Source organism: Microbacterium azadirachtae, from assembly GCF_000956505.1.
In the GTDB taxonomy this organism is placed as follows: Bacteria; Actinomycetota; Actinomycetes; order Actinomycetales; family Microbacteriaceae; genus Microbacterium; species Microbacterium azadirachtae_A.
This window is the reverse complement of sequence record NZ_JYIX01000036.1, coordinates 21,068-42,726: the sequence shown is the minus strand read 5'-3', so window position 1 is coordinate 42,726 and position 21,659 is coordinate 21,068. Positions and strand designations below refer to the sequence as shown.

General features: G+C 69.4%; 20 protein-coding genes. 6 read left to right on the top strand and 14 right to left on the bottom strand.

Features of this window, described 5'->3' with window-relative positions:
• Positions 1 to 67: 67 nt before the first annotated feature.
• The gene (locus tag RS86_RS11515; RefSeq protein ID WP_082076744.1) at positions 68 to 487 is read left to right on the top strand and encodes a GNAT family N-acetyltransferase; all 420 of its coding nucleotides are present in this window, start codon (positions 68 to 70) and stop codon (positions 485 to 487) included.
• Positions 488 to 530: 43 nt separating this feature from the next.
• Here the strand turns inward: RS86_RS11515 and der are convergent, their stop codons facing one another.
• The 8 genes from der to RS86_RS11475 all read right to left on the bottom strand — a co-directional run bounded on the left by der (position 531) and on the right by RS86_RS11475 (position 8,046).
• On the bottom strand, positions 531 to 2,054 hold the full coding sequence (gene der, locus RS86_RS11510; RefSeq protein WP_045272408.1) for a ribosome biogenesis GTPase Der: 1,524 nt from the start codon (positions 2,052 to 2,054) through the stop codon (positions 531 to 533).
• Positions 2,047 to 2,742 (bottom strand): (d)CMP kinase, encoded by a 696-nt coding sequence (gene cmk, locus RS86_RS11505; RefSeq protein WP_045272407.1) that lies wholly within the window; start codon positions 2,740 to 2,742, stop codon positions 2,047 to 2,049. The genes der and cmk overlap by 8 nt, the downstream gene beginning before the upstream one ends.
• A complete protein-coding gene (locus RS86_RS11500) occupies positions 2,735 to 3,856 on the bottom strand; it encodes a prephenate dehydrogenase (RefSeq protein ID WP_045272406.1) in 1,122 nt (373 codons plus the stop codon). The genes cmk and RS86_RS11500 overlap by 8 nt, the downstream gene beginning before the upstream one ends.
• Positions 3,853 to 4,680 carry a pseudouridine synthase gene (locus RS86_RS11495; RefSeq protein WP_235281760.1) on the bottom strand — a complete coding sequence of 276 codons (828 nt, stop codon included), beginning with the start codon at positions 4,678 to 4,680 and terminating at the stop codon, positions 3,853 to 3,855. The genes RS86_RS11500 and RS86_RS11495 overlap by 4 nt, the downstream gene beginning before the upstream one ends.
• Positions 4,677 to 5,267 (bottom strand): SMC-Scp complex subunit ScpB, encoded by a 591-nt coding sequence (gene scpB, locus RS86_RS11490; protein ID WP_200892802.1) that lies wholly within the window; start codon positions 5,265 to 5,267, stop codon positions 4,677 to 4,679. Before scpB ends, RS86_RS11495 begins: the two co-directional genes overlap by 4 nt.
• On the bottom strand, positions 5,257 to 6,090 hold the full coding sequence (locus tag RS86_RS11485) for a segregation and condensation protein A (protein ID WP_045272404.1): 834 nt from the start codon (positions 6,088 to 6,090) through the stop codon (positions 5,257 to 5,259). The genes scpB and RS86_RS11485 overlap by 11 nt, the downstream gene beginning before the upstream one ends.
• The gene (locus RS86_RS11480; protein ID WP_045272403.1) at positions 6,074 to 6,937 is read right to left on the bottom strand and encodes a ParA family protein; all 864 of its coding nucleotides are present in this window, start codon (positions 6,935 to 6,937) and stop codon (positions 6,074 to 6,076) included. The genes RS86_RS11485 and RS86_RS11480 overlap by 17 nt, the downstream gene beginning before the upstream one ends.
• An 80-nt stretch (positions 6,938 to 7,017) precedes the next feature.
• Positions 7,018 to 8,046 carry a LacI family DNA-binding transcriptional regulator gene (locus RS86_RS11475; RefSeq protein ID WP_045272402.1) on the bottom strand — a complete coding sequence of 343 codons (1,029 nt, stop codon included), beginning with the start codon at positions 8,044 to 8,046 and terminating at the stop codon, positions 7,018 to 7,020.
• A gap of 146 nt (positions 8,047 to 8,192) precedes the next feature.
• Between RS86_RS11475 and RS86_RS11470 the strand changes: the two genes are divergently transcribed.
• Genes RS86_RS11470 through RS86_RS11450 form a run of 5 tightly spaced genes read left to right on the top strand, consistent with a single transcriptional unit; the run spans position 8,193 to position 14,965 of the window.
• Entirely contained in the window at positions 8,193 to 9,479 is a 1,287-nt protein-coding gene (locus RS86_RS11470) for an ABC transporter substrate-binding protein (RefSeq protein ID WP_045272401.1), read from the top strand.
• Between the two features lie 53 nt (positions 9,480 to 9,532).
• On the top strand, positions 9,533 to 10,372 hold the full coding sequence (locus RS86_RS11465; RefSeq protein WP_200892801.1) for a carbohydrate ABC transporter permease: 840 nt from the start codon (positions 9,533 to 9,535) through the stop codon (positions 10,370 to 10,372).
• Positions 10,369 to 11,196, top strand: a complete 828-nt coding sequence (locus tag RS86_RS11460) for a carbohydrate ABC transporter permease (protein ID WP_045272399.1) — start codon at positions 10,369 to 10,371, stop codon at positions 11,194 to 11,196. Before RS86_RS11465 ends, RS86_RS11460 begins: the two co-directional genes overlap by 4 nt.
• A complete protein-coding gene (locus tag RS86_RS11455) occupies positions 11,193 to 13,814 on the top strand; it encodes an alpha-L-rhamnosidase (protein ID WP_045272398.1) in 2,622 nt (873 codons plus the stop codon). Before RS86_RS11460 ends, RS86_RS11455 begins: the two co-directional genes overlap by 4 nt.
• Positions 13,808 to 14,965 (top strand): serine hydrolase domain-containing protein, encoded by a 1,158-nt coding sequence (locus tag RS86_RS11450; protein WP_045272397.1) that lies wholly within the window; start codon positions 13,808 to 13,810, stop codon positions 14,963 to 14,965. Before RS86_RS11455 ends, RS86_RS11450 begins: the two co-directional genes overlap by 7 nt.
• Here RS86_RS11450 and RS86_RS11445 read toward each other — a convergent pair.
• From RS86_RS11445 to RS86_RS11420, 6 genes are all read right to left on the bottom strand, one after another.
• On the bottom strand, positions 14,962 to 15,687 hold the full coding sequence (locus RS86_RS11445) for a gamma-glutamyl-gamma-aminobutyrate hydrolase family protein (RefSeq protein WP_052680222.1): 726 nt from the start codon (positions 15,685 to 15,687) through the stop codon (positions 14,962 to 14,964). The genes RS86_RS11450 and RS86_RS11445 overlap by 4 nt on opposite strands.
• A complete protein-coding gene (locus tag RS86_RS11440) occupies positions 15,680 to 16,459 on the bottom strand; it encodes a 3-oxoacyl-ACP reductase (protein WP_045272395.1) in 780 nt (259 codons plus the stop codon). The genes RS86_RS11445 and RS86_RS11440 overlap by 8 nt, the downstream gene beginning before the upstream one ends.
• A 92-nt stretch (positions 16,460 to 16,551) precedes the next feature.
• Positions 16,552 to 17,955 (bottom strand): aldehyde dehydrogenase family protein, encoded by a 1,404-nt coding sequence (locus tag RS86_RS11435; protein WP_045272394.1) that lies wholly within the window; start codon positions 17,953 to 17,955, stop codon positions 16,552 to 16,554.
• A 34-nt stretch (positions 17,956 to 17,989) separates the two neighbouring features.
• Positions 17,990 to 19,381, bottom strand: coding sequence for a glutamine synthetase family protein (locus tag RS86_RS11430; RefSeq protein WP_045272393.1), 1,392 nt, complete (start codon positions 19,379 to 19,381; stop codon positions 17,990 to 17,992).
• Positions 19,378 to 20,100, bottom strand: coding sequence for a FadR/GntR family transcriptional regulator (locus RS86_RS11425; RefSeq protein WP_052680221.1), 723 nt, complete (start codon positions 20,098 to 20,100; stop codon positions 19,378 to 19,380). The genes RS86_RS11430 and RS86_RS11425 overlap by 4 nt, the downstream gene beginning before the upstream one ends.
• A 7-nt stretch (positions 20,101 to 20,107) precedes the next feature.
• Positions 20,108 to 21,655, bottom strand: a complete 1,548-nt coding sequence (locus tag RS86_RS11420; RefSeq protein WP_045272392.1) for an amino acid permease — start codon at positions 21,653 to 21,655, stop codon at positions 20,108 to 20,110.
• Positions 21,656 to 21,659: the final 4 nt, after the last annotated feature.

The following is a 21,659-nucleotide window of genomic DNA, read 5'->3' as shown; positions in this document are numbered from 1 at the left end:
ACGCCGTCGATGGGTGGCTCCGTGCGACGGATCGTTGCACGCCGTCACCGTTGCAAGAATGGTGTGCATGAACGATGCCTACGAACTGGACGACGATCCCTCCCGGATCCAGCCCGACGCGGTGTGGACCTGGCTCTCGACCGAGGTCTACTGGGGCCGCTGGCGCACGCGCGCCGACGTCGAGGCCCAGCTCGCGAACGCCTGGCGCGTCGTCGGCGTCTATCGCGCCGGCACCGGCGAGCAGGTGGGTTTCGCTCGTGCGGTCTCGGACGGCATCGGGTTCGCCTACCTCGCCGACGTCTACGTGGATCACGCGCACCGCGGCCACGGCCTCGGCAAGCGCATGATGCAGCTCATGATCGATGACGGCCCTGGCGCCGACATGCGCTGGACGCTGTTCACGAGCGACGCGCACGGCCTCTACCGGCAGTTCGGGTTCACCGAACCCGACCGTACGGCGATGGTGCGCGCGGCACGCCAGGGCTGACGGAACAGGAACGGCGCCGACCCTGAGGTCGGCGCCGTGACCGTCAGCGCTGCCGGCGCTCGCGCACCCGCATGTTGATCACGATCGGGGTGCCCTCGAAGGCGTACAGCTCGCGCAGGCGCCGCTGGATGAACCGGCGATAGCCGGGGTCGAGGAAGCCGGTCGTGAACAGCACGAATGTCGGCGGACGTGTGGTCGCCTGCGTGCCGAACAGGATCCTGGGCTGCTTGCCGCCCCGCAGCGGGTGCGGGTTGGCGGCGACGAGCTCGGAGAGGAAGGCGTTGAACTTGCCGGTCGGGATCCGGCGGTCCCAGTTCTCCAGCGCGGTCTCCAGCGCCGGGACGAGCTTGTCCAGGTGGCGGCCGGTCTTCGCCGAGATGTTCACGCGCGGGGCCCAGGCGACGTGCGCCAGGTCCTGCTCGATCTCTCGCTCCAGGTACCGGCGGCGGTCCTGATTCTCCATGTCGTCGTCGAACAGGCGGTCCCACTTGTTGAACGCGAGCACGAGCGCGCGGCCCGACTCCAGCACCATGTCGATGATGTTCAGATCCTGCACGCTGATCGACTGGCTCACGTCGAGCACGACCACGGCCACTTCGGCCTTCTCCAGCGCCGTCGACGTGCGCAGCGACGCGTAGAAGTCCGCACCCTGCTGCAGGTGCACGCGGCGGCGGATGCCGGCGGTGTCGACGAGGCGCCACAGCTTGCCGCCCAGCTCCACGACCTCGTCCACGGGGTCGCGAGTGGTGCCCGCGAGCTCGTTGACGACGACGCGCTCCTCCCCCGCGGCCTTGTTCAGCAGCGAGGACTTGCCCACGTTCGGCCGGCCCAGGATCGCTACGCGGCGGGGTCCGCCGATCTCGCCCTTGGCGACGGCGGAGACCTCCGGCAGCTTCTCCATGATGGCGTCGAGCAAGTCTGCGACACCGCGACCGTGGATCGCGGACACCGGGTACGGCTCGCCGAGACCCAGGTTCCACAGCGCGGCGGCCTCCGGCTCCTGCCGGGCGTCGTCGATCTTGTTCGCGACCAGGAAGACCGGCTTGCCGCTCTTGCGCAGCAGCTTGACGACGTGCTCGTCGGTCGAGGTGGCCCCGACCCTCGCGTCGACGACGAACAGCACCACGTCGCAGAGGTCGATCGCGACCTCTGCCTGCGCGGCGACCGAACGGTCGATGCCCTTCGCGTCGGGCTCCCAGCCACCGGTGTCGACCACCGTGAAACGCCGGTCCATCCACTCCGCCTTGTACGTGACGCGGTCGCGCGTGACACCGGGGGTGTCCTCCACGACGGCCTCGCGACGGCCCAGGATCCGGTTCACGAGCGCGGACTTGCCGACGTTCGGCCGTCCCACGATCGCGACGACGGGCAGGGCGGGCAGGAACTGGATCCCGTCCTCGCCCTCGACGAGGCCTGCGAGCAGCTCGGCGTCCTCGTCGTCCAGGTCGTAGTCCTCGAGGCCCGCACGCAGGGTCGCGGCGCGCGACTCGACGAGCTCCTCGTCCATCGCGTCCAGCTTCTCCGCGAGGCGGTCTTCGCCGCCCTCGTATTCTTCTTCGTCAGCCATTGTCGGCTCCTCGCTGCGCTCCAGGCGCACGTCGCTCGATCACCGCGATCACGGCATCGATGGTCTCCTCGAAGTCGAGGTCGGTCGAATCCACGACCTCGACTCCTTCCGCGGCGGTGAGGAAGTCCACCACCGCGCTGTCCTTGGCGTCGCGGTGATGCAGAGCGGCAGCGACTGCGCCCGCATCCTCCGCGTCGAGCTCCGCGGCCCGGCGCGCTGCGCGCACCTCGGGAGCCGCGGTGAGCAGGATCCGCACGGGGGCGTCCGGGGCGACCACGGTCGTGATGTCGCGCCCCTCCACCACCACGGCGGGGTATTCGGCCTCTCGCGCGATCCGGCGGAACGCGTCGTTCACCTGCTCGCGCACGGCGGGCACGCGTGCCACGCCGCTCACGGCGCCCGATACCCTCGGTTCGCGGATCGCGTCCGTCACGTCCGTCGCTCCGACGTGCACGAGACGGTCGTCGGGGTCGAGCCCCTGCGCGAACGGGAAGTCGGCGGCGGCGGCCAGCACCGCAGCCTCGTCGGCGGTGTCGTCGCCGCGGTCCAGGACGTGCCAGGCCAGCGCGCGGTACGCGGCGCCCGTGTCCAGGAAGCCGTAGCCGAGGCGTCGTGCGACGGCCTTGGACACGCTGGACTTGCCGGATCCGGCAGGGCCGTCGATCGCGACGATGAACGACTCAGTCATCGGGCATGCTCGCAATCCGCCATCCCCTGGCCTCGAGACCCTCGACCGCGCCGCGGAGGGCAGCCGGCGTCACGCTGATCTCCGCCAGGCCGAACTGCGCGCCGGGCGAGTGCTCCAGGCGCAGGTCCTCGACGTTCACCTCGAGCTCGCCGAGCTCGCCGAAGAGGCGGCCGAGCTGGCCGGCGGTGTCGTCGATCATCACGACGAACGACTCGAACCGGCGGTTCTGGCCGTGCTTGCCCGGCAGCCGCTCGACGCCCTCGTTCCCGTGCCGGATCGCCTCGGCGACCGTGCGCCGGGATCCGGTGCGGTCGGGGTCCCGGAGCGCGTCGGCGACCTCGGCGAGCTCCGCCGCGAGCGCATCGAGCACCGAGACGACCGGCGCCGCATTCGCGCCGAGGATCTGCACCCACAGCTCGGGGGCGGAGGCGGCGATGCGCGTGGTGTCGCGCACGCCCTGTCCGGCGAGGCGGAGCGAGCCGTCCTCGGCGTCGGCGAGGCGGGCGGCGAGCAGGCTCGCGACGACCTGCGGAACGTGCGAGGTCAGGGCGACCGCGCGGTCGTGCTCCTCCGGAGTCATCTCGAGCGGCATCGCCTCGAGGTCGAGAGCCAGGCCTTCGACGAGCGCGAGATCCGCCGCGCGGGTCTCCTCGTCGCGGCAGACCACCCAGGGGCGGCCGATGAAGATGTCGGCGCGCGCCGAGATCGCTCCCCCGCGCTCGCGACCGGCCAGCGGATGGGATCCGATGTACCGGGTCAGATCGACGCCGCGCTCGCGGAGCACGCGCAGCGGCTCGAGCTTGACGCTCGCGACATCGGTGATCACGGCGTCCGGGAACCGCGCCAGCTCTGCCTCGATGACGTCCGCCGTCACGTCCGGTGGCACGGCGACGACTACAAGGGACGGGGCGTCGTCCTCGCGAGCGGCGCGGCCCGCGCCGTAGTCGATCGCGAGCCGCAGCTGTGCGGGCGAGGTGTCGGCGAGGGCGACGTCGACGCCCTTCGCGGTCAGGGCGTGCCCGATGCTGGCGCCGAGAAGCCCCGCGCCGACGATCCGGATGGTTCCGGACAGCCGCGCGGCACGCTCGTTCGGCGTCCTGCTCGTGTCGCTCACTCGTTCTCCTGCGCGTCTCCCCGGTCGGCCGCCGGCGCATCCGAGGCGCCCTCCGCAGGGGAATCCTGGCGCGACAGGGTCAGAAGCGCGCCGAGTTCGATTTTAGTCAGTTCCCTGGACTTCCCCGCAGGGAGGGTTCCCAGGTGCAGCGGGCCGAACTGACGCCGCACGAGTTCGGTGACGGGATGCCCGACCGCCGCGAGCATCCGGCGCACGATGCGATTGCGCCCGGAGTGCAGGGTGAGCTCGACGAGGCTGGATCCCGCGGACGAGTCCAGCAGGCGCGCCTTGTCGGCGACGATCAGCCCGTCCTCGAGCTCGATGCCCTTCGTGAGCTTCGCGATCGTCTGCGCGGTGACGACGCCCTCGACCTTGGCGATGTAGACCTTGGTCACGCCGAAGGAGGGGTGTGCGAGCACGTGTGCGAGGTCGCCGTCGTTCGTGAGGATGAGCAGCCCGCTGGTCTCGGCGTCCAGGCGCCCGACGTTGTAGAGACGCTCCTCGTAGTCCTTCGTGAAGCGGCGCAGATCCGCGCGCCCCTTCTCGTCCTTCATCGAGGAGACCACGCCGGTGGGCTTGTTCAGCATGACGTAGCGCTTGCCGGTGTCGAGCTGCACGGCCGTGCCGTCCACATCGACCAGGTCGTTCTCCGGGTCGATCCGTCGGCCGAGTTCGGTGACGACGGATCCGTTCACGCGGATCCGTCCCTCGACGATGTACTGCTCGATCACGCGCCGCGATGCGACGCCCGCGTTCGCGAGCACCTTCTGCAGGCGCACGCCGTTCTCCGAGAAACCGGCAGGGGGTGTTTCGGTCGACATCATGCCCTTTCGCTGAATCCTTCTGAGCCGTCGTCGAGCAGCGGCGAGATCGGCGGCAGCTCGTCGAGCGAGTTGATGCCGAGGTTCTGCAGCAGCGCGTCCGTCGTGCCGTAGTTGATCGCACCGGTCTCCGAGTCCTGGAAGAGTTCGGTGATGAGCCCGCGCCCCACGAGCGTGCGCACCACGGAGTCGACGTTGACGGCGCGGATCGAGGCGACCTGGCTGCGGGTGACCGGCTGCTTGTACGCGATCACCGCGAGGGTCTCGAGCGCCGCCTGCGACAGTCGTGCCGGAGCCTGCCCGCCGACGAATTCCGCGACGAGGTCGTCGTAGTCCTCGCGCACGTAGAGCCGCCAGCCTCCGCCGACCTCGCGCAGCTCGAAGCCGCGCCGCGGGCCCTGCCCCCGGCCGTCGTACTCGTCGACGAGGGACTCGATCGCCTGCCGCACTGCAGGCACGGGGGCGCCGACGGCGGCGGCGAGGGAGACGAGGCTGTGCGGCTCGTCGATGATGAGCAGGATCGCCTCGAGCTTCTCCGTGAGCGGCTGCTCGACGGTCACGGCGTCATCGGTCATGGTGTCATCGGTCATAATCGGCTCCCAACGTCGCCAGCATCTCGTCGGTCCACTGCTCGGCCGACCATCGCAGGGTCAGCTCCCCGAGCGGCTCCAGCTGCTCGAAGGAGAGCGCCGCGTGCCGGTACAGCTCCAGCACGGAGAGGAAGCGCGCCACCACGACTCCTGGCTCCAGGGCCCCTGCCACGATCTCACGGAAAGTCACGGATTCCCGGCTGCGCAGCAGCGTGACCACGATCGCGGCCTGTTCCCGGATGCTGACGAGCGGCGCGTGCAGGTGGTCGAGGCCGACCGTGGGGATCTCCTTCGGCGCGAACGCGAGCAGGGCGAGCGTGCCGAAGTCGGCCGCGCTGAGCGTCCACACCAGCTCCGGCGTGCGCGCGCGGTGCTTCTCGTCCAGCCGCACCGCGCGGGCGTGACGCCGGTCCTCGTACTGCAGGCTGCGTGCGAACCAGGTCGACACCTCCTTGAACGCCCGGTACTGCAGCAGCCGCGCGAACAGCAGATCCCTGGCCTCCAGGAGCGCGACGGACTCGGCGTCCACGAGCTCCCCCTGCGGCAGGAGCCCTGCGACCTTCATGTCCAGCAGCGTCGCCGCGACGACGAGGAACTCGCTCGTCTCGTCGAGGTCCTCATCCGGTCCGAGCTCGCGCAGGTACGCGATGAAATCGTCGGTGACCCTGCTCAACGACACCTCTGTGATGTCCATCTCGTGCTTCGAGATGAGATTCAGCAGGAGGTCGAACGGCCCGTCGAAGTTCGACAGGGACACACGGAACCCGGACTCGGGTTCAGGGATCGGGGCGTCCTCGGGGATCGCGTCAGGCGACGGCGCCACGAGCGACCAGCTCCCGGGCCAGTCGCAGGTACGCCTGTGCGGCGGGATGCTCCGGCGCGAACTCGGTGATCGGCACGCCCGACACCGAGGCGTCGGGGAACTTGACGGTGCGCCCGATCACGGTCTCCAGCACGTCGTCGCCGAACGCCTCGACCACGCGCTCCAGCACCTCGCGGGAGTGCAGGGTCCGCGCGTCGTACATCGTGGCGAGCAGGCCGTCGAGGGTGATCGAGGGGTTGAGGCGGTCGCGCACCTTGTCGATCGTCTCGATGAGCAGCGCGACACCGCGCAGGGCGAAGAATTCGCACTCCAGCGGGATGAGCACGCCATGCGCCGCCGTGAGGGCGTTCACCGTGAGCAGGCCCAGCGAGGGCTGGCAGTCGATGAGGATGACGTCGTACTCCCCCGCCACCTGGCGCAGCACGCGGGAGAGGATCGTCTCGCGGGCGACCTCGTTGACGAGGTGCACCTCGGCGGCCGACAGGTCGATGTTCGCGGGGATCAGATCCAGCCCCTCGACGTGCGTGTGGACGATCGCCTCATGCACGTCGCGCTTGGTGTCCAGCAGCAGGTCGTAGACCGTGGGGATCTCGTGGGTGGGGATCCCGAGGCCCGCCGAGAGCGCGCCCTGCGGGTCGAAGTCGACGGCGAGAACCTTCCGCCCGTACTCGGCGAAGGCGGCCGCGAGGTTGATCGACGTCGTGGTCTTGCCGACGCCGCCCTTCTGGTTGCAGAGGGCGATGATCCGCGCGGGACCGTGCGCCTTCAGCGGAGCAGGGATGGGGAAGCCCTGGTAGGGACGCCCGGTCGGCCCGATCGGGGTGTCGTCCTTCGTCTTCTTCGCCACGTTTCTCCTGCTCGTCGTGCTCGATCGATCATAGCCGCCGAGGAGGTTCCGGCCCCGGCCTCACACGCCGGACCGCCGGATCAGCGGGCGTCGCGCTGGGACGACGCACGGACGACGAGCCGCGGTGTCGTCACCAGATGGCGGGCCTCGGCGCGCCCGTCGAGCCGCTCAAGAAGCAGCTCGGCGGCACGACGTCCCATCTCGAAGCCCGACTGGTCGACGGAGCTCAACCCCACCGGCGGCAGTGCCGCCGTGGGCGTGTTGTCGTACCCGACGAGTGCGGGCCTCCGGTCGCCGGCGTCGGTCCACAGCTCGGCCATGAGGCCGAAGGCCGCGATGTCCGCTCCGGCATGGATCGCCGTGGGCTGTCGGTCCCTGCCGCGCAGCAGCTCCCCGGCCCGTCTGCCTCCCTCCAGGCTCCACTCGGCCGGGACCACATCGATGAACTCGTCCAGCCCGTGGGCGCGCATGGCATCGAGGTACCCGCGCTCTCGGACGAGTTCGGGGCGCCTGTGGTCATCCGGATCCGGTCCGGAGTGCGTCACATACGTGATGCGCTGGTGCCCCTGCGCCACCAGATGGTCCACGATGAGACGCGAGCCCAGGGCGTCGTCCCCCGCCACGGTGTCGAAGGAGTCGGCCGGACCATGGCGACCGATCACGACGGTCGGGATGTGCCTGGCCACGTCCTCGAGGTCGTCCTCCCGCAGATGGGGCGCGATGAGCACGAGTCCGTCCATCTGCCGGTCCCGCATCGCCTCCAGCATCCTGCTCTGCGTCGCGCGCGTCGGACCGGCGGGGCCGACGAGCGGCTCGTAGCCGGATCCGGCCACGGCGGCCGCGACGCCGTCGAGGAGCATGCCGAAGAACGGGTTCTGGATGTCGGAGACGAGCACGCCGAGCGTGAACGTCTTGCCGCGCATCCCTCGCGCCGATGCCATCGGGCGGTACCCGAGTTCCTTCATCGCCGCCTCGACGCGCTGCCGGGTCTCATCGCTGATGCCCGGCGCCTTGCGCAGCACCAGCGAGGCGCTCGCCGTGGAGACCTGGGCCCGCGCGGCGACGTCGCGGATGGTCGGCCTGCGCTCAGCGGGCTTGGTGTCGGTCATGCTCCCTCTTCATCCTCCCCGGTACTCGATGGATCGAATGCTTGACAGCGAGTCGGCGGCTTCCCTAGATTATGCCACTAGAACGGTCTAGAAGAACGTTCTAGTCAATCTTTGAAACCCGACCGCTGGACCCAACGGAGTGACCAATGAAGACTCGCGTACTGCTCGCCGGGGCCGTAGCCGCCGGCGCCTCCCTCGTGCTCGCCGGGTGCACCGCGCCCGCTGACGGCGGCACGGAGCCGACATCGCTGACGATGTGGCACAACTCCGCGGACTCCCCCGCCCTCCTCCAGCTGTACAAGGATTTCGAAGCCAAGACGGGCATCGCGATCGAGCTGGTGGACGTCCCCTCCGACTCGTTCGAGACGACCATCCTCACCAAGTGGGCCACCGGAGATCGACCCGACCTGCTCGAGTTCCATCCGACCGTCGCCAACCTGCTCACGCTCAATCCTGCGAAGAACATGCAGGACCTGACCCAGATGGAGTTCGTCAAGGCATCGGGAGACCTGTACGCCTCCATGGGATCCCTGGACGGCACGGTGTACGCGGCCGTCACCGGCTTCCCTTCGGTCTTCGGGATCTACTACAACAAGGCCGTGCTCGCCGATCACGGCCTCCAGCCGCCACGGAGCTTCGACGATCTCAGTACGCTCTGCACGGCGCTGAAGCCGGCTGGAGTGGCACCGATCTGGGAATCCGGCGGGAGCGTGTGGCCTACCCAGGTCCTGCCCCTGCTCTACGTCGCCGACCACAACTCCGGCAACGAGTACGGCGCGGCCATCGGAGGCAACAAGGAGGCGCTGGACGCCGCGGGCAGCCCGTTCCTCGCGGGCCTGACGGCGTACGCCGGACTCCGTGACCGCGGCTGCTTCAATGCGGACGCCACCTCCGCGACGTTCGAGGACGGCCTGAAGGCGGTCCTCGAGGGCAAGGCGGCGATGACCGCGCTGCACTCCGACACCTATGCGTCGCTCCTCGCCGATGCCGGCGGATCCCCTGACGCCCTCTCGGCGGCCGTCGGCTTCGTCCCCGTGTCGTCGTCGTCGCCTGTGGCCTCCTGGGCGGGCGGACCTCTGGGCACCTACTACGCACCCAAGACCGGCGACGCCGCCAAGGAGAAGGCCGCGCTCTCCTTCATCGAGTACGCGACGGGGGCGGGCTACCAGAAGCTCGTCGACAACGGGAATTCGTTCCCCGTGATCGACACCGCGAAGACGCCGAAGGGCTTCTCCGAGCTCCAGCTGAGCTACCAGTCGGCCTATCAAGGCGACTCCAGCATCGCCTTCAACTCGAATGTCGCGGGATTCGGCGCGCTGGCGACCGAGACCTCCAAGCTCCTGGCCCGCCAGACGACGCCGGAGGACGCCGCCCGCACCGTGCAGGCCGCGGTCGAGCAGGCGTCGACGGCGGCTGGTCTGCCCGGATGGTGATCGCCTCGGCGCCCCGCTCGGCGGCGGGCAGCACTCGCCGCCGAGCAGGCTGGATGTGGTTCGCACTCCCCTCTCTCGTCCTGGTCGTGCTGTTCTTCCTCATCCCGTTCGTGCTGAACCTGCCGTTCGCGTTCTCGTCCTGGAGCGGCTATTCGAACGACATCCGCTTCACCGGATTCGCCAACTGGATCCTGCTGTGGCGATCCGGAACTCTGAGCAACGCGATCATCATCACGCTGGTGTACGCCGTCATCGCGATGGTGATCCAGAACGTCGTGGCGCTCTCCCTCGCCAACGCACTGCGCGAGACGACGCGCGCCAACGCCTTCTTCCGCTCGCTGTTCTTCTTGCCGGTGCTCATCTCGCCCCTCGCCGCCGGATACATCTGGCGCGCGATCGTCGCACCGAACGGGGCGCTCAACGATGCGATCGGCGTGTTCGTCCCCGGGTTCGACCTCGCCTGGCTCGGCGATCCGGTCGCCGCTCTCGTCACGGTCGCCTTCATCGACGCCTGGAAATGGTCCGGTATCGCGACTCTCGTGTACATCGCAGGGCTCAACAGCATCCCCGCGTCCCTGCTCGAGGCTGCGGAGATCGACGGCGCCTCTCCGTCGCAGCGGTTCTGGCGCATCGTGTTCCCGCTTCTCGCACCGGCCTTCACCTTCAACGTGGTCACGACGCTGATCGGAGCCCTGAGCGCGTACGACATCATCGCGTCGACGACCTCCGGCGGTCCCGGCGTCTCGACGCAGACTCTCAACGTGGCCGTCCAGCAGCAGTTCGGGCAGTCGTACTTCGGGACGGCGAGCACGCTGAGCCTGACCGTCACGATCCTGGTGGTGCTGATCGCCCTGCCCCTGGTGGCCTGGCTCCGTCGACGGGAGATCGCATGATCCGGCTCCGCCGCGTCCTGAAATACACCGCGATCTCGCTCTTCGCGGTTCCGTGGATCGTGATCCCGTTCTGGCTCCTCGTGGTGAACTCGTTCAAGTCGCCGGCGGAGGCGGCGGACCTGTCTCTCGCGCTGCCCGAGCAGTGGGCTCTCGTGGAGAACTACGCCGCGGTCTTCACGAAGGGGCACTATCTCGTCGGTCTGCGCAACAGCGCACTCGTGGCCGTGCCGACGATCGTCGTCGTCCTGCTGATGGGGGCCATGGCCGCCTGGGGCTATGCGCGCAGCACCCGTCGCTCGTTCCAGGTCTTCTTCTACATCACCTCGCTCTCGATCCTTCTGCCTCCCGCGGTGATCCCGACGCTCTTCCTGCTCTCCACCCTTCACCTGGACGGGTCGATCGCCGGATACGCCCTCATGATGATGGGCACCAGGATGGGGCTGATCGTCTTCCTGACGACGGGCTTCGTGCGCAGCATCCCGGTCGAGCTCGAGGAGGCTGCCGCGATCGACGGCGCCCACCGCCTGCGCATCTTCGTCTCCGTGATGCTGCCGCTGCTGCGGCCGACGCTGTTCGTGGGCGGCGTGCTCCTGGTGATCCAGGTGTGGAACGACTTCTTCTTCGCGCTGCTCCTGCTGAAGACCTCTGCGAACGCGACCCTGCCCCTCACGCTGTTCTCGTTCGCATCGGCGTCGACCACCACGCTGAACTGGAACCTCGTGTTCGCGCATGTGATCATGACCAGCCTGCCCCTCATCGTCGTCTACCTGGTCGCCCAGCGCCGCGTCCTCGCCGGGCTCACCGAAGGCGGGGTGAAGGGATGACCGCGCGGGTCCGCGACGATCTCGCGCCGTCGCCCGTCGGCTTCGAGCACCTCGGACCGAACGTGCTGGGCATCGGCGAGCGCCGGCCTCGACTGTCCTGGACGCGGCCGATCCGCCCCGACCGAGCTGCGGCCGTCTCGTGCGAGCTGCGTGTGGCGGATGCCGGGGAGGAGGCGGTCTTCGTGCTCGCCGGCTCTGCCGGTGTCCTGGAGCCGTGGCCGGCGCAGGACCTGACTTCGGGCGAGCGCCGCTCCCTCCAGGTGCGCGTCGTCTTCGACGACGGCACGGTCTCGGGATGGAGCCCGCCGTCGTTCGTGGAGGTGGGCCTGCTCGAAGCGGCCGAATGGGTCGGATCCTTCGTCGGCGCTCCGACCACGTCCTCGACCGAGCCCCCTCCCGTCGTGCGGCGCATCTACGAGGTCGACGGCGAGGTCGTCCGCGCCCGGCTGCGCTCGAGCGCCCACGGCCTCTACACCGTGACCGTCGACGGGGCGCCCATCGACGACGCCCTCCTGGAGCCCGGGTGGCAGAGCTACCACCACCGGCTGCGCTACCGGACCCACGACCTGACCCGCTACGCACGGGAGGGCCGTCTGACGATCGGCGCGCTCCTCGCCGACGGCTGGTACCGCGGCAGACTGGGCTTTCCGCTGATCGCCCGCGAAGAGGTGTACGGCTCCCGGATCGGATTCCTCGCTCAGCTCGAGCTCGACTTCTCGGACGGCCGCCGCGAAGTGCACGGCACCGACGGTTCCTGGGAATGGCGCTCGGGTCCCGTCCGCACCGCAGGGCTCTACGACGGCGAGACCTGGGACGCGCGCCTCGATGTGGACTGGACCTCCGCCGACGGCTGGCGGCCGGTGACGGTGCACGAGGCCCCTTCCGCACGCCTGGTCGCTCCCAGCGCACCCCCCGTCCGGGCCACGGAGACGCTCCCCGCCCGGCGGATCTGGACGTCCCCGGCAGGGCGGACCCTCGTGGACTTCGGACAGAATCTCGTGGGCTGGGTCCGGGTGCAGGTCGACGGACCGGCCGGCACGCGCATCGGGCTGCGTCACGCCGAGGTCCTCGAGGACGGGGAACTGGGGACGCGTCCGCTGCGCACGGCGTCGGCGGAGGACTCTCTCGTGCTCGACGGCCGCGGCGCCACCACCTGGGAGCCCCGCTTCACCTACCACGGCTTCCGGTACGTCGAAGTGACGGGCTGGCCGGGCGAGGGACCGGATGCCGAGGCGCTAGAAGCCGTCGTGGTCCACTCCGACATGACGAGGACCGGGTGGTTCTCCTGCTCCGATCCGCTGCTGAACCGGCTGCACGAGAACGTCGTGTGGGCCATGCGCGGCAACTTCGTGGACATCCCCACGGACTGCCCCCAGCGCGACGAGCGCCTCGGTTGGACGGGTGACATCGCGGTGTTCGCACCCACCGCGACCTATCTCTACGACTGCGCCGGCCTGCTCGGTTCCTGGCTCGAAGACCTCTCCGCGGAGCAGAAGGAGGATGGCACGGTTCCGTACTTCGTGCCGGAACTGCCGATCCCCGACCACGTGCGGCACCTGCCAGGGCTCGATCCGCAGCCGGCCGCGGTCTGGGGCGACGCGGCCGTGATCGTGCCGATGGCGCTCTACGAGGCCACCGCGGACGCGGGACTCCTGGAACGCCAGTATCCGAGCATGTGCGCATGGGGCGAACAGGTGCAGCGGCTCGCCGGTGCTGAGCGGGTGTGGGACACCGGCTTCCAGTTCGGCGACTGGCTCGACCCGAGCGCGCCCGCGGATGACCCGGCCGCCGGGCGCACCGACCCCGCCTTCGTCGCGACGGCCTACTTCGCCCGTTCGGCCCGGCTCCTCGCCGAGGCCGCAGAGGTGCTGGGACGGCACGAGGACGCACGCCGTTGGGCCGCCCTGGCCGATGAGGTGGTCAGGGCGCTCCGGCGGCGCTTCCTCGACGACCGATCAGGGCTGCTTCTGCACCCCTCGCAGACCGCGTATGCACTGGCGCTCCACTTCGATCTGCTCCCGAGCCGCCTGCGGGCGCGGGCAGGAGCCGAACTGGTGCGGCTCGTGCGCGCAGACGGCCATCGGATCGGCACCGGCTTCGTCGGCACCCCGGTCGTGCTCCACGCGCTGAGCGCGGTCGGAGCGCACGACGACGCGTATTCCCTGCTGCGCCAGACCGAAGCCCCGTCCTGGCTGTACGCCGTTCGGATGGGAGCGACCACGATCTGGGAGCGCTGGGACAGCATGCTGCCCGACGGACGCATCCATCCCGGCGAGATGACGTCGTTCAATCACTATGCATTCGGAGCGGTGGCGGACTGGATGCATCAGCACATCGGCGGCCTCCGTCGCACCGCCCCTGGTTGGTCGGAGTTCGTCGTCGCGCCGAGGCCGCACGAGGACCTCACCGAGGGCGCCACGGCACACCTGAGTCCGCACGGGCGGATCGCCGTGTCCTGGCGGGCGGCCGACGGCGTCCTCACCGTCGAGGTGCAGGTGCCGGTCGGCACCCGCGCGCTGCTGGACCTCCCCGGCGCCGCCCCCGAACACGTCGGCGCCGGCACCCATGTGCGCACCGCCGCGATCCGCAGCCGATCCGAAAGGAGCACCGCATGGTGATCACCGAGAAGAGAATCTCCGAGCTCGATGCCACCCTCGCCCGCGTGGTCGAGGAGAGCGGAGCCCCTGCCGCGCAGTACGCGTTGGCCATGAACGGCGGCGTCGTGCACGCGGGCGCCCTGGGTCACGCCGACGCGGACTCGCGTTTCTGCATCTTCTCGGCGAGCAAGCCCGTCTTCGCCTCGCTCATCCTGCATCTCTCGAGCGCAGGGACGCTCGATCTCGGTTCCCGCGTCGCCGATCTGTGGCCGGAGTTCGCCGCGGGCGGGAAGCACGACGTGACGATCGAGCAGCTGCTCCTGTTCACGGCGGGCATCCCGTCCTGCTGGCCGGCCCGCGACAGCGCGATCGACCCGGCACGTCGCGCAGCAGAGCTCGCCGCGGCATCCCTCGAGACCGCGCCGGGCACGGCCTACGCCTATCACCCCGTCTCCGCCCATTGGGTGCTCGCGGAGATCGTGCGACGCACGACGGGACTCGACCATCGCGAAGCCCTGCGCCACTTCATCCTCGATCCCCTGGGGCTCGATCGCATGCAGCTCGGGGTGCCTCTCTCTGCGCAGCACGGCATCGAGCCGGCCGAGCTGGTGGGGGCGTATGACCTCGCGTTCGCGGAGGCGACGCTCGGTCAGCCGCTCACCTCCGCCCAGCTGGACGCGGTGAACGCCCTCGCCCTCGGGATCGGGCGGGATCCTGCCCTCATCGCGGCGGGCGTGCCCGGCGGAGGGGTGATCTCCGACGCATCCTCGCTGGCGCTCTTCTACCAGGCGCTCCTGCACGGTCGCCCCGCGCTGTGGGACGACGACGTCCTGAACAGCGCGACGCGGGAGAGCCGCAACGTCCTGGCCGATGAGGGACGCGGTGGCGCCCCTGCGAACAGGACGGTCGGATGTCTGACGATCGCGGGCGACGGCGTACCCTACGCGGAGCTGCCCGCGCTCGGGCTCCGTCTTCCCGTGCGCCACCACGGAACGTGCACCTCGGCGCGCACCTTCGGCCACCCCGGATTCGGCGGGCAGCTCGGTTTCGCCGATCCCGACCACGGCTACTCGTTCGCGTTCCTGATCAGCGGAGCCGAGCGCGACGGCATCGCGGGAGCCCGACGCGATCGCGAGATCGCCGATGCCGTCGCCGGAGTCTTCGCGGACTAGCGGCGCGCGGCGGCGCGCTCGCGTGCCGCCGCGACCAGCCCGTCGAACAGACCGGGATCGTCATCGGTCTCCGGATGCCACTGCACGCCGACGGCGAACCGATCCCCCTCGGCCTCCATGGCCTGCAGCACGCCGTCCGCGTCGTGCGCGACAGGGCGGTAACCGGGATGCTGCGCGACCGCCTGGTGGTGGTGCACGGGGACCGCGATCTCGGGCGCCACCAGCCCCGCGACCCGTCCCTCTGCATCGACGCGCACCGAGGCCGAGCCGTAGGACGTCGGTCCTCCCCCGTGCTGGTCGTGGCCGACCACGTCGGGAAGATGCTGCACGAGTGTCCCCCCGGCCGCGACCGCCATGAGCTGCATTCCGCGGCAGATCCCGAGGAGAGGCAGACGGATCCGCTCCGCTTCGGCGAGCAGCGCGAGCTCCCACGCGTCACGATCGTCGTACCAGCGCACCACGCTCGGGTCGGGTTCCTGCCCGTAGCGGGCGGGGTTCACGTCCGCTCCGCCCGCGATGAGGAGCCCGTCCACGCGCGCGAGCACATCGCCCGCCGCCCCCGGAGCCGCCACAGGCGGCAGCAGCATCGGCACGCCGCCGGCCCGCTCGATCGAGCGCGCATAGTCGCTCGGCAGGAGGTCGGCCTCGACCTGCCGCCAGGTGCCCCAAGAGGCCTCCTGGCGGTAGGTCGTGAGCCCGACGACAGGGCGCTGCTCAGTCAAAGTCCGAATCCAGCGGCGTCACGTACGCGTTCGAGAGGCCGCCGTCGACGAGGAAGTCCATCGCCGTGATGAAGCTCGACTCGTCGCTGCCGAGGAACGCCACCGCGTTCGCGATCTCCTCCGGCTCGGCGAAGCGCCCCATCGGGACGTGCACGAGCCGGCGCGCGGCGCGCTCGGGGTCCTTCGCGAAGAGCTCCTGCAGCAGCGGGGTGTTCACCGGACCGGGGCAGAGCGCGTTGACGCGGATGCCCTTGCGGGCGAACTGCACGCCGAGTTCGCGCGTCATCGCGAGCACGCCGCCCTTGGACGCCGTATAGGAGATCTGCGAGGTCGCCGCGCCCATGATCGCCACGAACGAGGCCGTGTTGATGATGGATCCGCTCCCCTGCTCGAGCATGTACGGCAGCACGGCCTTGCAGCAGTAGTAGACGCTGGTGAGGTTGACGTCCTGCACCAGGTTCCACGCGTCGATCCCGGTCTTGAGGATCGAGTCGTCCGACGCCGGCGAGATCCCGGCGTTGTTGAAGGCGATGTCGATGCGACCGTAGGTGTCGTGCGCGACCTTGAAGAGGTTCTCCACCTGGGCCTGATCCGTGACGTTCACGGACACGAACACCCCGCCGAGCTCCTCCGCGATGCGGGGGCCGTTCGCCTCATCGAGGTCGCCGATCACGACCTTCGCCCCCTCCGCCACGAACTTCTTCGCCGTCGCCAGTCCGATACCGCTGCAGCCGCCGGTGATGACGCCGACCTTGCCTTCGAGCTTTCCCATTCCTGTGTTGCCTTTCGCTGTGTGGGGAGGGTTCAGTACGTTTTGGATCCGTACGTTTTGGATCCGTACGTCTTGGTTCCGTACGTCTTGGTTCAGTACGTCGTGGAGATGAACACGTTCTTCACCTCGGAGAAGGAGTCCGGTGCGTCCGGCCCGAGCTCGCGCCCGAGCCCCGACTGCTTGAACCCGCCGAAGGGGGTCCAGTAGCGCACGGACGAGTGCGAGTTGATCGAGAGATTGCCGCTCTCGACGCCGCGGGCGACGCGCAGGGCGCGGCCGACATCGCGGCTGAAGATGGATCCGGAGAGCCCGTACTCGGTGTCGTTGGCCTTCGCGATCGCGTCGGCCTCGTCGCGGAACGGCATCACGGCGAGCACCGGGCCGAAGAGCTCCTGCGCCCACACCGGATCGCTCGCGCTCCGCGGCAGCACGACCGCGGGGGCGAGCCAGAACCCCCCGTCCCAGTCCGCGCCCGCGGCGCTCTGTCCGCGGAACGCGATGTCGGCGCCGTCCAGGTGCGCCGCGACCGCGTCGCGCTGCCGCGCCGAGACCATCGGCCCCATCTCCGCATCCTCCGCGGACGGATCCTTGACCCGGAACGCCTCGACCGCGGGCTGAAGCAGCTCGAGGAACCGGTCGTACACGTTCTCCTGCACGAGGATCCTGGAGCGGGCGCAGCAGTCCTGGCCCGCGTTGTCGAGTCCTCCGCCCGGGGCCGCCGCGGCCGCCGCCTCGAGGTCCGCGTCGTCGAACACGATGTTCGCGTTCTTGCCGCCGAGTTCGAGCGTCACGCGCTTGATCTGATCGGCGCAGCCGCGCATGATCCCCTTGCCCACCTCGGTGGATCCGGTGAAGCACACCTTGCGCACGAGCGGATTCGTGACGAAGCGGTCCCCCACCACGCTGCCCTTGCCGGTGATGACCGTGAAGACGCCCTCCGGGAGTCCGGCCTCCAGGGCGAGCTCACCGAGGCGCATCGCGGTCAGCGGGGTGAGCTCGGCGGGCTTGAGCACCACCGTGTTGCCTGCGGCGAGCGCGGGAGCGAACCCCCAGCCGGCGATCGGCATCGGGAAGTTCCACGGCACGATGATGCCGACGACACCGAGCGGTTCGTGGAACGTGACGTCGATCCCGCCTGCCACGGGGATCTGCTTGCCGAAATGCCGCTCGGGGCTCGCGCTGTAGTAGTTCAGCACGTCACGGACGTTGCCGGCCTCCCAGCGCGCATTGCCGATCGTGTGGCCGGCGTTCGCGACCTCGAGGGCGGCGAGCTCGTCGATGTGCGCCTCGACGACGCTCGCGAACGACCGCAGCAGCCGGGCGCGATCGCCGGGAGCGATCGCCCGCCACGCGGGGTAGGCGCGGTGGGCCCGATCGATGGCCGCGTCGGTCTCGGCGAGGTCCGCGAGTCCGACCTCCCCCACCGGCTGTCCGGTCGCGGGGTTCAGGACGGTGAAGACGCCGGCGGCGCCGTGGCGGGAAGAAGGGATCCTCATGCGCTCAGCCTTTCGAAATCTCCGATGAACCCGTTCACAGCCGCTCGAAGCCGCGGCGCAGCTCCCAATCGGTCACCGCCGCGTCGAAGGCCGCGATCTCGACGTCGGCGTAGTTGACGTAGTGGCGCACCACGTCCTCGCCGAAGACCTCGTTCGCGATGGCGGACTGCGCGAGCGTCTCGCGCGCCTCGTGCATCGTGGACGGCACCGTCGGGGCGCCGGACTCGTACGCGTTGCCCTTCGTCTCCGGCTCCAGCGTCAGCTCGTGCTCGATGCCGTATAGACCGCCTGCGAGCATGGCGGCGAGTCCCAGGTACGGGTTCATGTCCCCGCCGGGCAGGCGGTTCTCCATGCGTGCTCCCTTGCCCTGTCCGACCAGGCGCACCGAGCTCGTGCGGTTGTCGATGCCCCAGGCCACCGCGGTCGGCGCGAAGGATCCCTTCACGAACCGCTTGTACGAGTTGATGTTGGGGGCGTAGAAGAGCGTGAAGTCGCGCATGGTCGCGAGCACGCCGGCGATGAAGTGGTCGTACAGCGCCGTGCGGGCCCCGCGCTCCGCGTCCCAGAACACCAGGGCGTCGTCGTCCTTGCCGCGCAGCGACATGTGCACGTGGCAGGAGTTCCCCTCGCGCTGGTTCGGCTTCGCCATGAAGGTGATCGACTGTCCGTGCTGCCGCGCGATGTCCTTCGAGGCGGTCTTGTAGTACGTGTGGTTGTCCGCCGTGGCGATGACCTCGTCGTAGAGGAAGGCGATCTCGTGCTGACCGAAGTTGCACTCCCCCTTCGCCGACTCCACGTTGAGCCCCGAGGCGTACATCGTGTTGCGGATCTCGCGCAGCAGCGGCTCGACGAGCGTGGATCCGAGGATCGAGTAGTCGATGTTGTAGCGGTTGGCCGGCTCCAGGTCGCGATAGCCGGTGTCCCAGGCCTGGTCGTAGGGGGTGTTGAAGATCACGAACTCGAGCTCGGTCCCGGCGAGCGCCTTCCAGCCGTGGGAGGCGGCGCGCTCTGTCTGCGCGCGCAGGATCTCCCGCGGCGAGACCCGCACGGAGACTCCGTTGGTCCCCGCGAGGTCGCACTGGATCATCACGGTTCCCGGCCGGTGCGGCAGGAGACGGATCGTCGCGAGGTCCAGCACGAACTCCATGTCGCCGTAGCCGTCCGCCCACGACGCGTGCGCATAGCCGTCGACCGTGTTCATCTCGACGTCGACCGCGAGCAGGTAGTTGCATCCCTCGGTGCCGTGGCCGAGCACCGAGTCGAGGAAGAAGCGCGCGTGCAGGAGCTTGCCCTGCAGTCTCCCCTGCATGTCGGTGAACGCGAGGATCACGGTGTCGAGCGAGCCGTCGAGGATGCGCCCGCGCAGCTGGTCGACGGTGAGCATGCGGTCGTTGCGAGCGGGGAGGTCGAGTGGGTTGCGGGTCATTTCAGAAGTCCCTTGAGGAGTGCGGCGGTGGCGTCGCAGTGCGCGGTCATGATGTCGCGGGCCCGGTCGGCGGCGCCGGCCAGAATGGCGGCGACGATCGCGCGGTGCTCGGTCTCGGAATGGTCGATGTTGGTCTTGAGGAAGGGGATCTCGGCGAGCAGCTGATGGATCCGCACCTGCACCGCACTGCAGGAGCGGGACAGTTCGTCGGATCCGCAGACCGTCGCGATGGCGAGGTGCAGCCGGGCGTCCGCCTGCCGGTAGTCGGCAGGCGTCTCGGCGGCGGCGAGGTCGGCGAGGCTGTCGGTGAGGAGCGTGCGCTGCGCCTCGTCCAGCGGAGTCTGCGCCGCCCGGTAGGCGGCGCCCGGCTCGATGACGGAGCGGAACACGATCACGTCGTCGATCTCCGCACGGCGCGGCGGGGTCTGGTCGGCCGGCCACCGCTCTGCGGCCGGCAGGACGACGGTGCCCCCTCCGCGCCCCCGGGTCGTCGTGACGAGCCCGGCGGCACGGAGGGCGCTGATGGCCTCTCTCAGGGTGGCGCGGGAGACGCTGAGCTTCTCTGCGAGCTCGCGCTCGCCGGGCAGCTTCGTCCCCACCCGGAAGATCCCGAGCCTGATGGCCGATCCGAGCTGCTCCACGCAGCTCTCGAAGGCCATGTGGCCGCGGACCGGATGCAGCGCCGCATCCACCAGAGGAGAGTCCATCGCGTCGGTCATATCGTGATCATTCCTCCAGGAGCTTGTCCGGCGACATGGTGAGATGCTCGGCCTCGACGCTGGACGCCATGAAGTCGCGCTTGCCGTACGCGAACCACAGCACGATCGAGAGGAGGGCGACCACGACGACCGCGACGGGCGCGTAGTTGAACGTGTCGATCGTGATCGGGTTCACCGGCGGGAGCACGAACAGGATGATGATGAGCACCACCCAGACGACGGCGATCCAGCCGACGATCGCGCTCCATCTGCCCAGGTTCCAAGGTCCGGGGACGAAGCCCTTGTCCAGTCGGCGCAGGAACACCGGTGTCACGTAGGCGATGTAGAGGCCGATGACCGCCACCGACGTCACTGCCAGGTAGGCGGTGGTGTTGAACAGTGCCGGCGTGGTCAGGATGATCGACAGCACGACGCACAGCCAGATCGAGTTGGTCGGCGTGCCGGTGCGCTTGTTGACCTTCGCCCAGATCCGCGATCCCGGGATCGCGTTGTCCCGCGAGAAGGCGTAGCTCATCCGGGAGTTCGCCGTGACCGAGGCCATGCCGCAGAAGAACTGCGCGCCGCAGACGATGAACAGCAGGAACTTCGCCATCGTCGGGTTGTTCAGCGCGTCCAGGAAGATCTGCGCGGGAGGCAGGCCCGTCCCGGATCCGAGCAGACCCTGGATCCCCTTGTCGCTGCCGTCCTGGATGGCCGCCGTGATCGAGAAGAGCAGGATCCAGCCGCCGATGATCGAGATCACGACGCTCATCACGATGCCCCTGGGCGCAGCGATCGAGGCGTTCTTGGTCTCCTCGGCGACGTGGGCGGAGGCGTCGTAGCCGGTGTACGTGTACTGCGCCATGAGCAGACCCATGAGGAACACGTACGGACCGAACGACCAGCCGGTGCCGTTGTACCAGTGCGTGAAGGTCCACCCCACGTCCTGGTGCTGGGTGGGCATGATCCACAGGGCGCCGACGATGACGAGCACGCCGACGATGTGCCACCAGGCGGACACGTTCGAGAGCAGGCTCACGATGTTGACGCCGAAGGTGTTCAGCAGCCCGTGCACCACGATCAGCACGACGAAGAGGGCGAAGGTGGTCTGCGGCGTCGGCTCGATGCCCCAGACGAGGTTCGCGAACGCCATCATCGTGGTCGCCGCGCCGAAGTCGATGGCCGCGGTCACCGCCACCTCGCCGAGGAAGTTGAACCACCCCACGGTCCACGCCCACTGGCGCTTGTTCCGCTTGGCGAGGCGGCCGGCCCAGAAGTACAGACCGCCGGCGGTCGGATACTTCGAGCAGACCTCCGCCATGGCGAGGGCGACCATGAGCACGAAGACGCCGACGACCGGCCAGCCGATCGTGATCGCCGAAGGGCCGCCCGAGTTCAGGGCGATGGCGTAGGAGGTGATGCACCCCGCGAGGATCGAGATGATCGAGAAGGAGACGGCGAAGTTGCTGAACCCCGACATCCCCCGATGCAGTTCCTGTTTGTAGCCCAGGGCGGCCAGGGCTGCGGCGTCGTCGTCGATCGGGTGCGAGTCCGGCGCCTTTGTCGTTTCGCTCATGGAA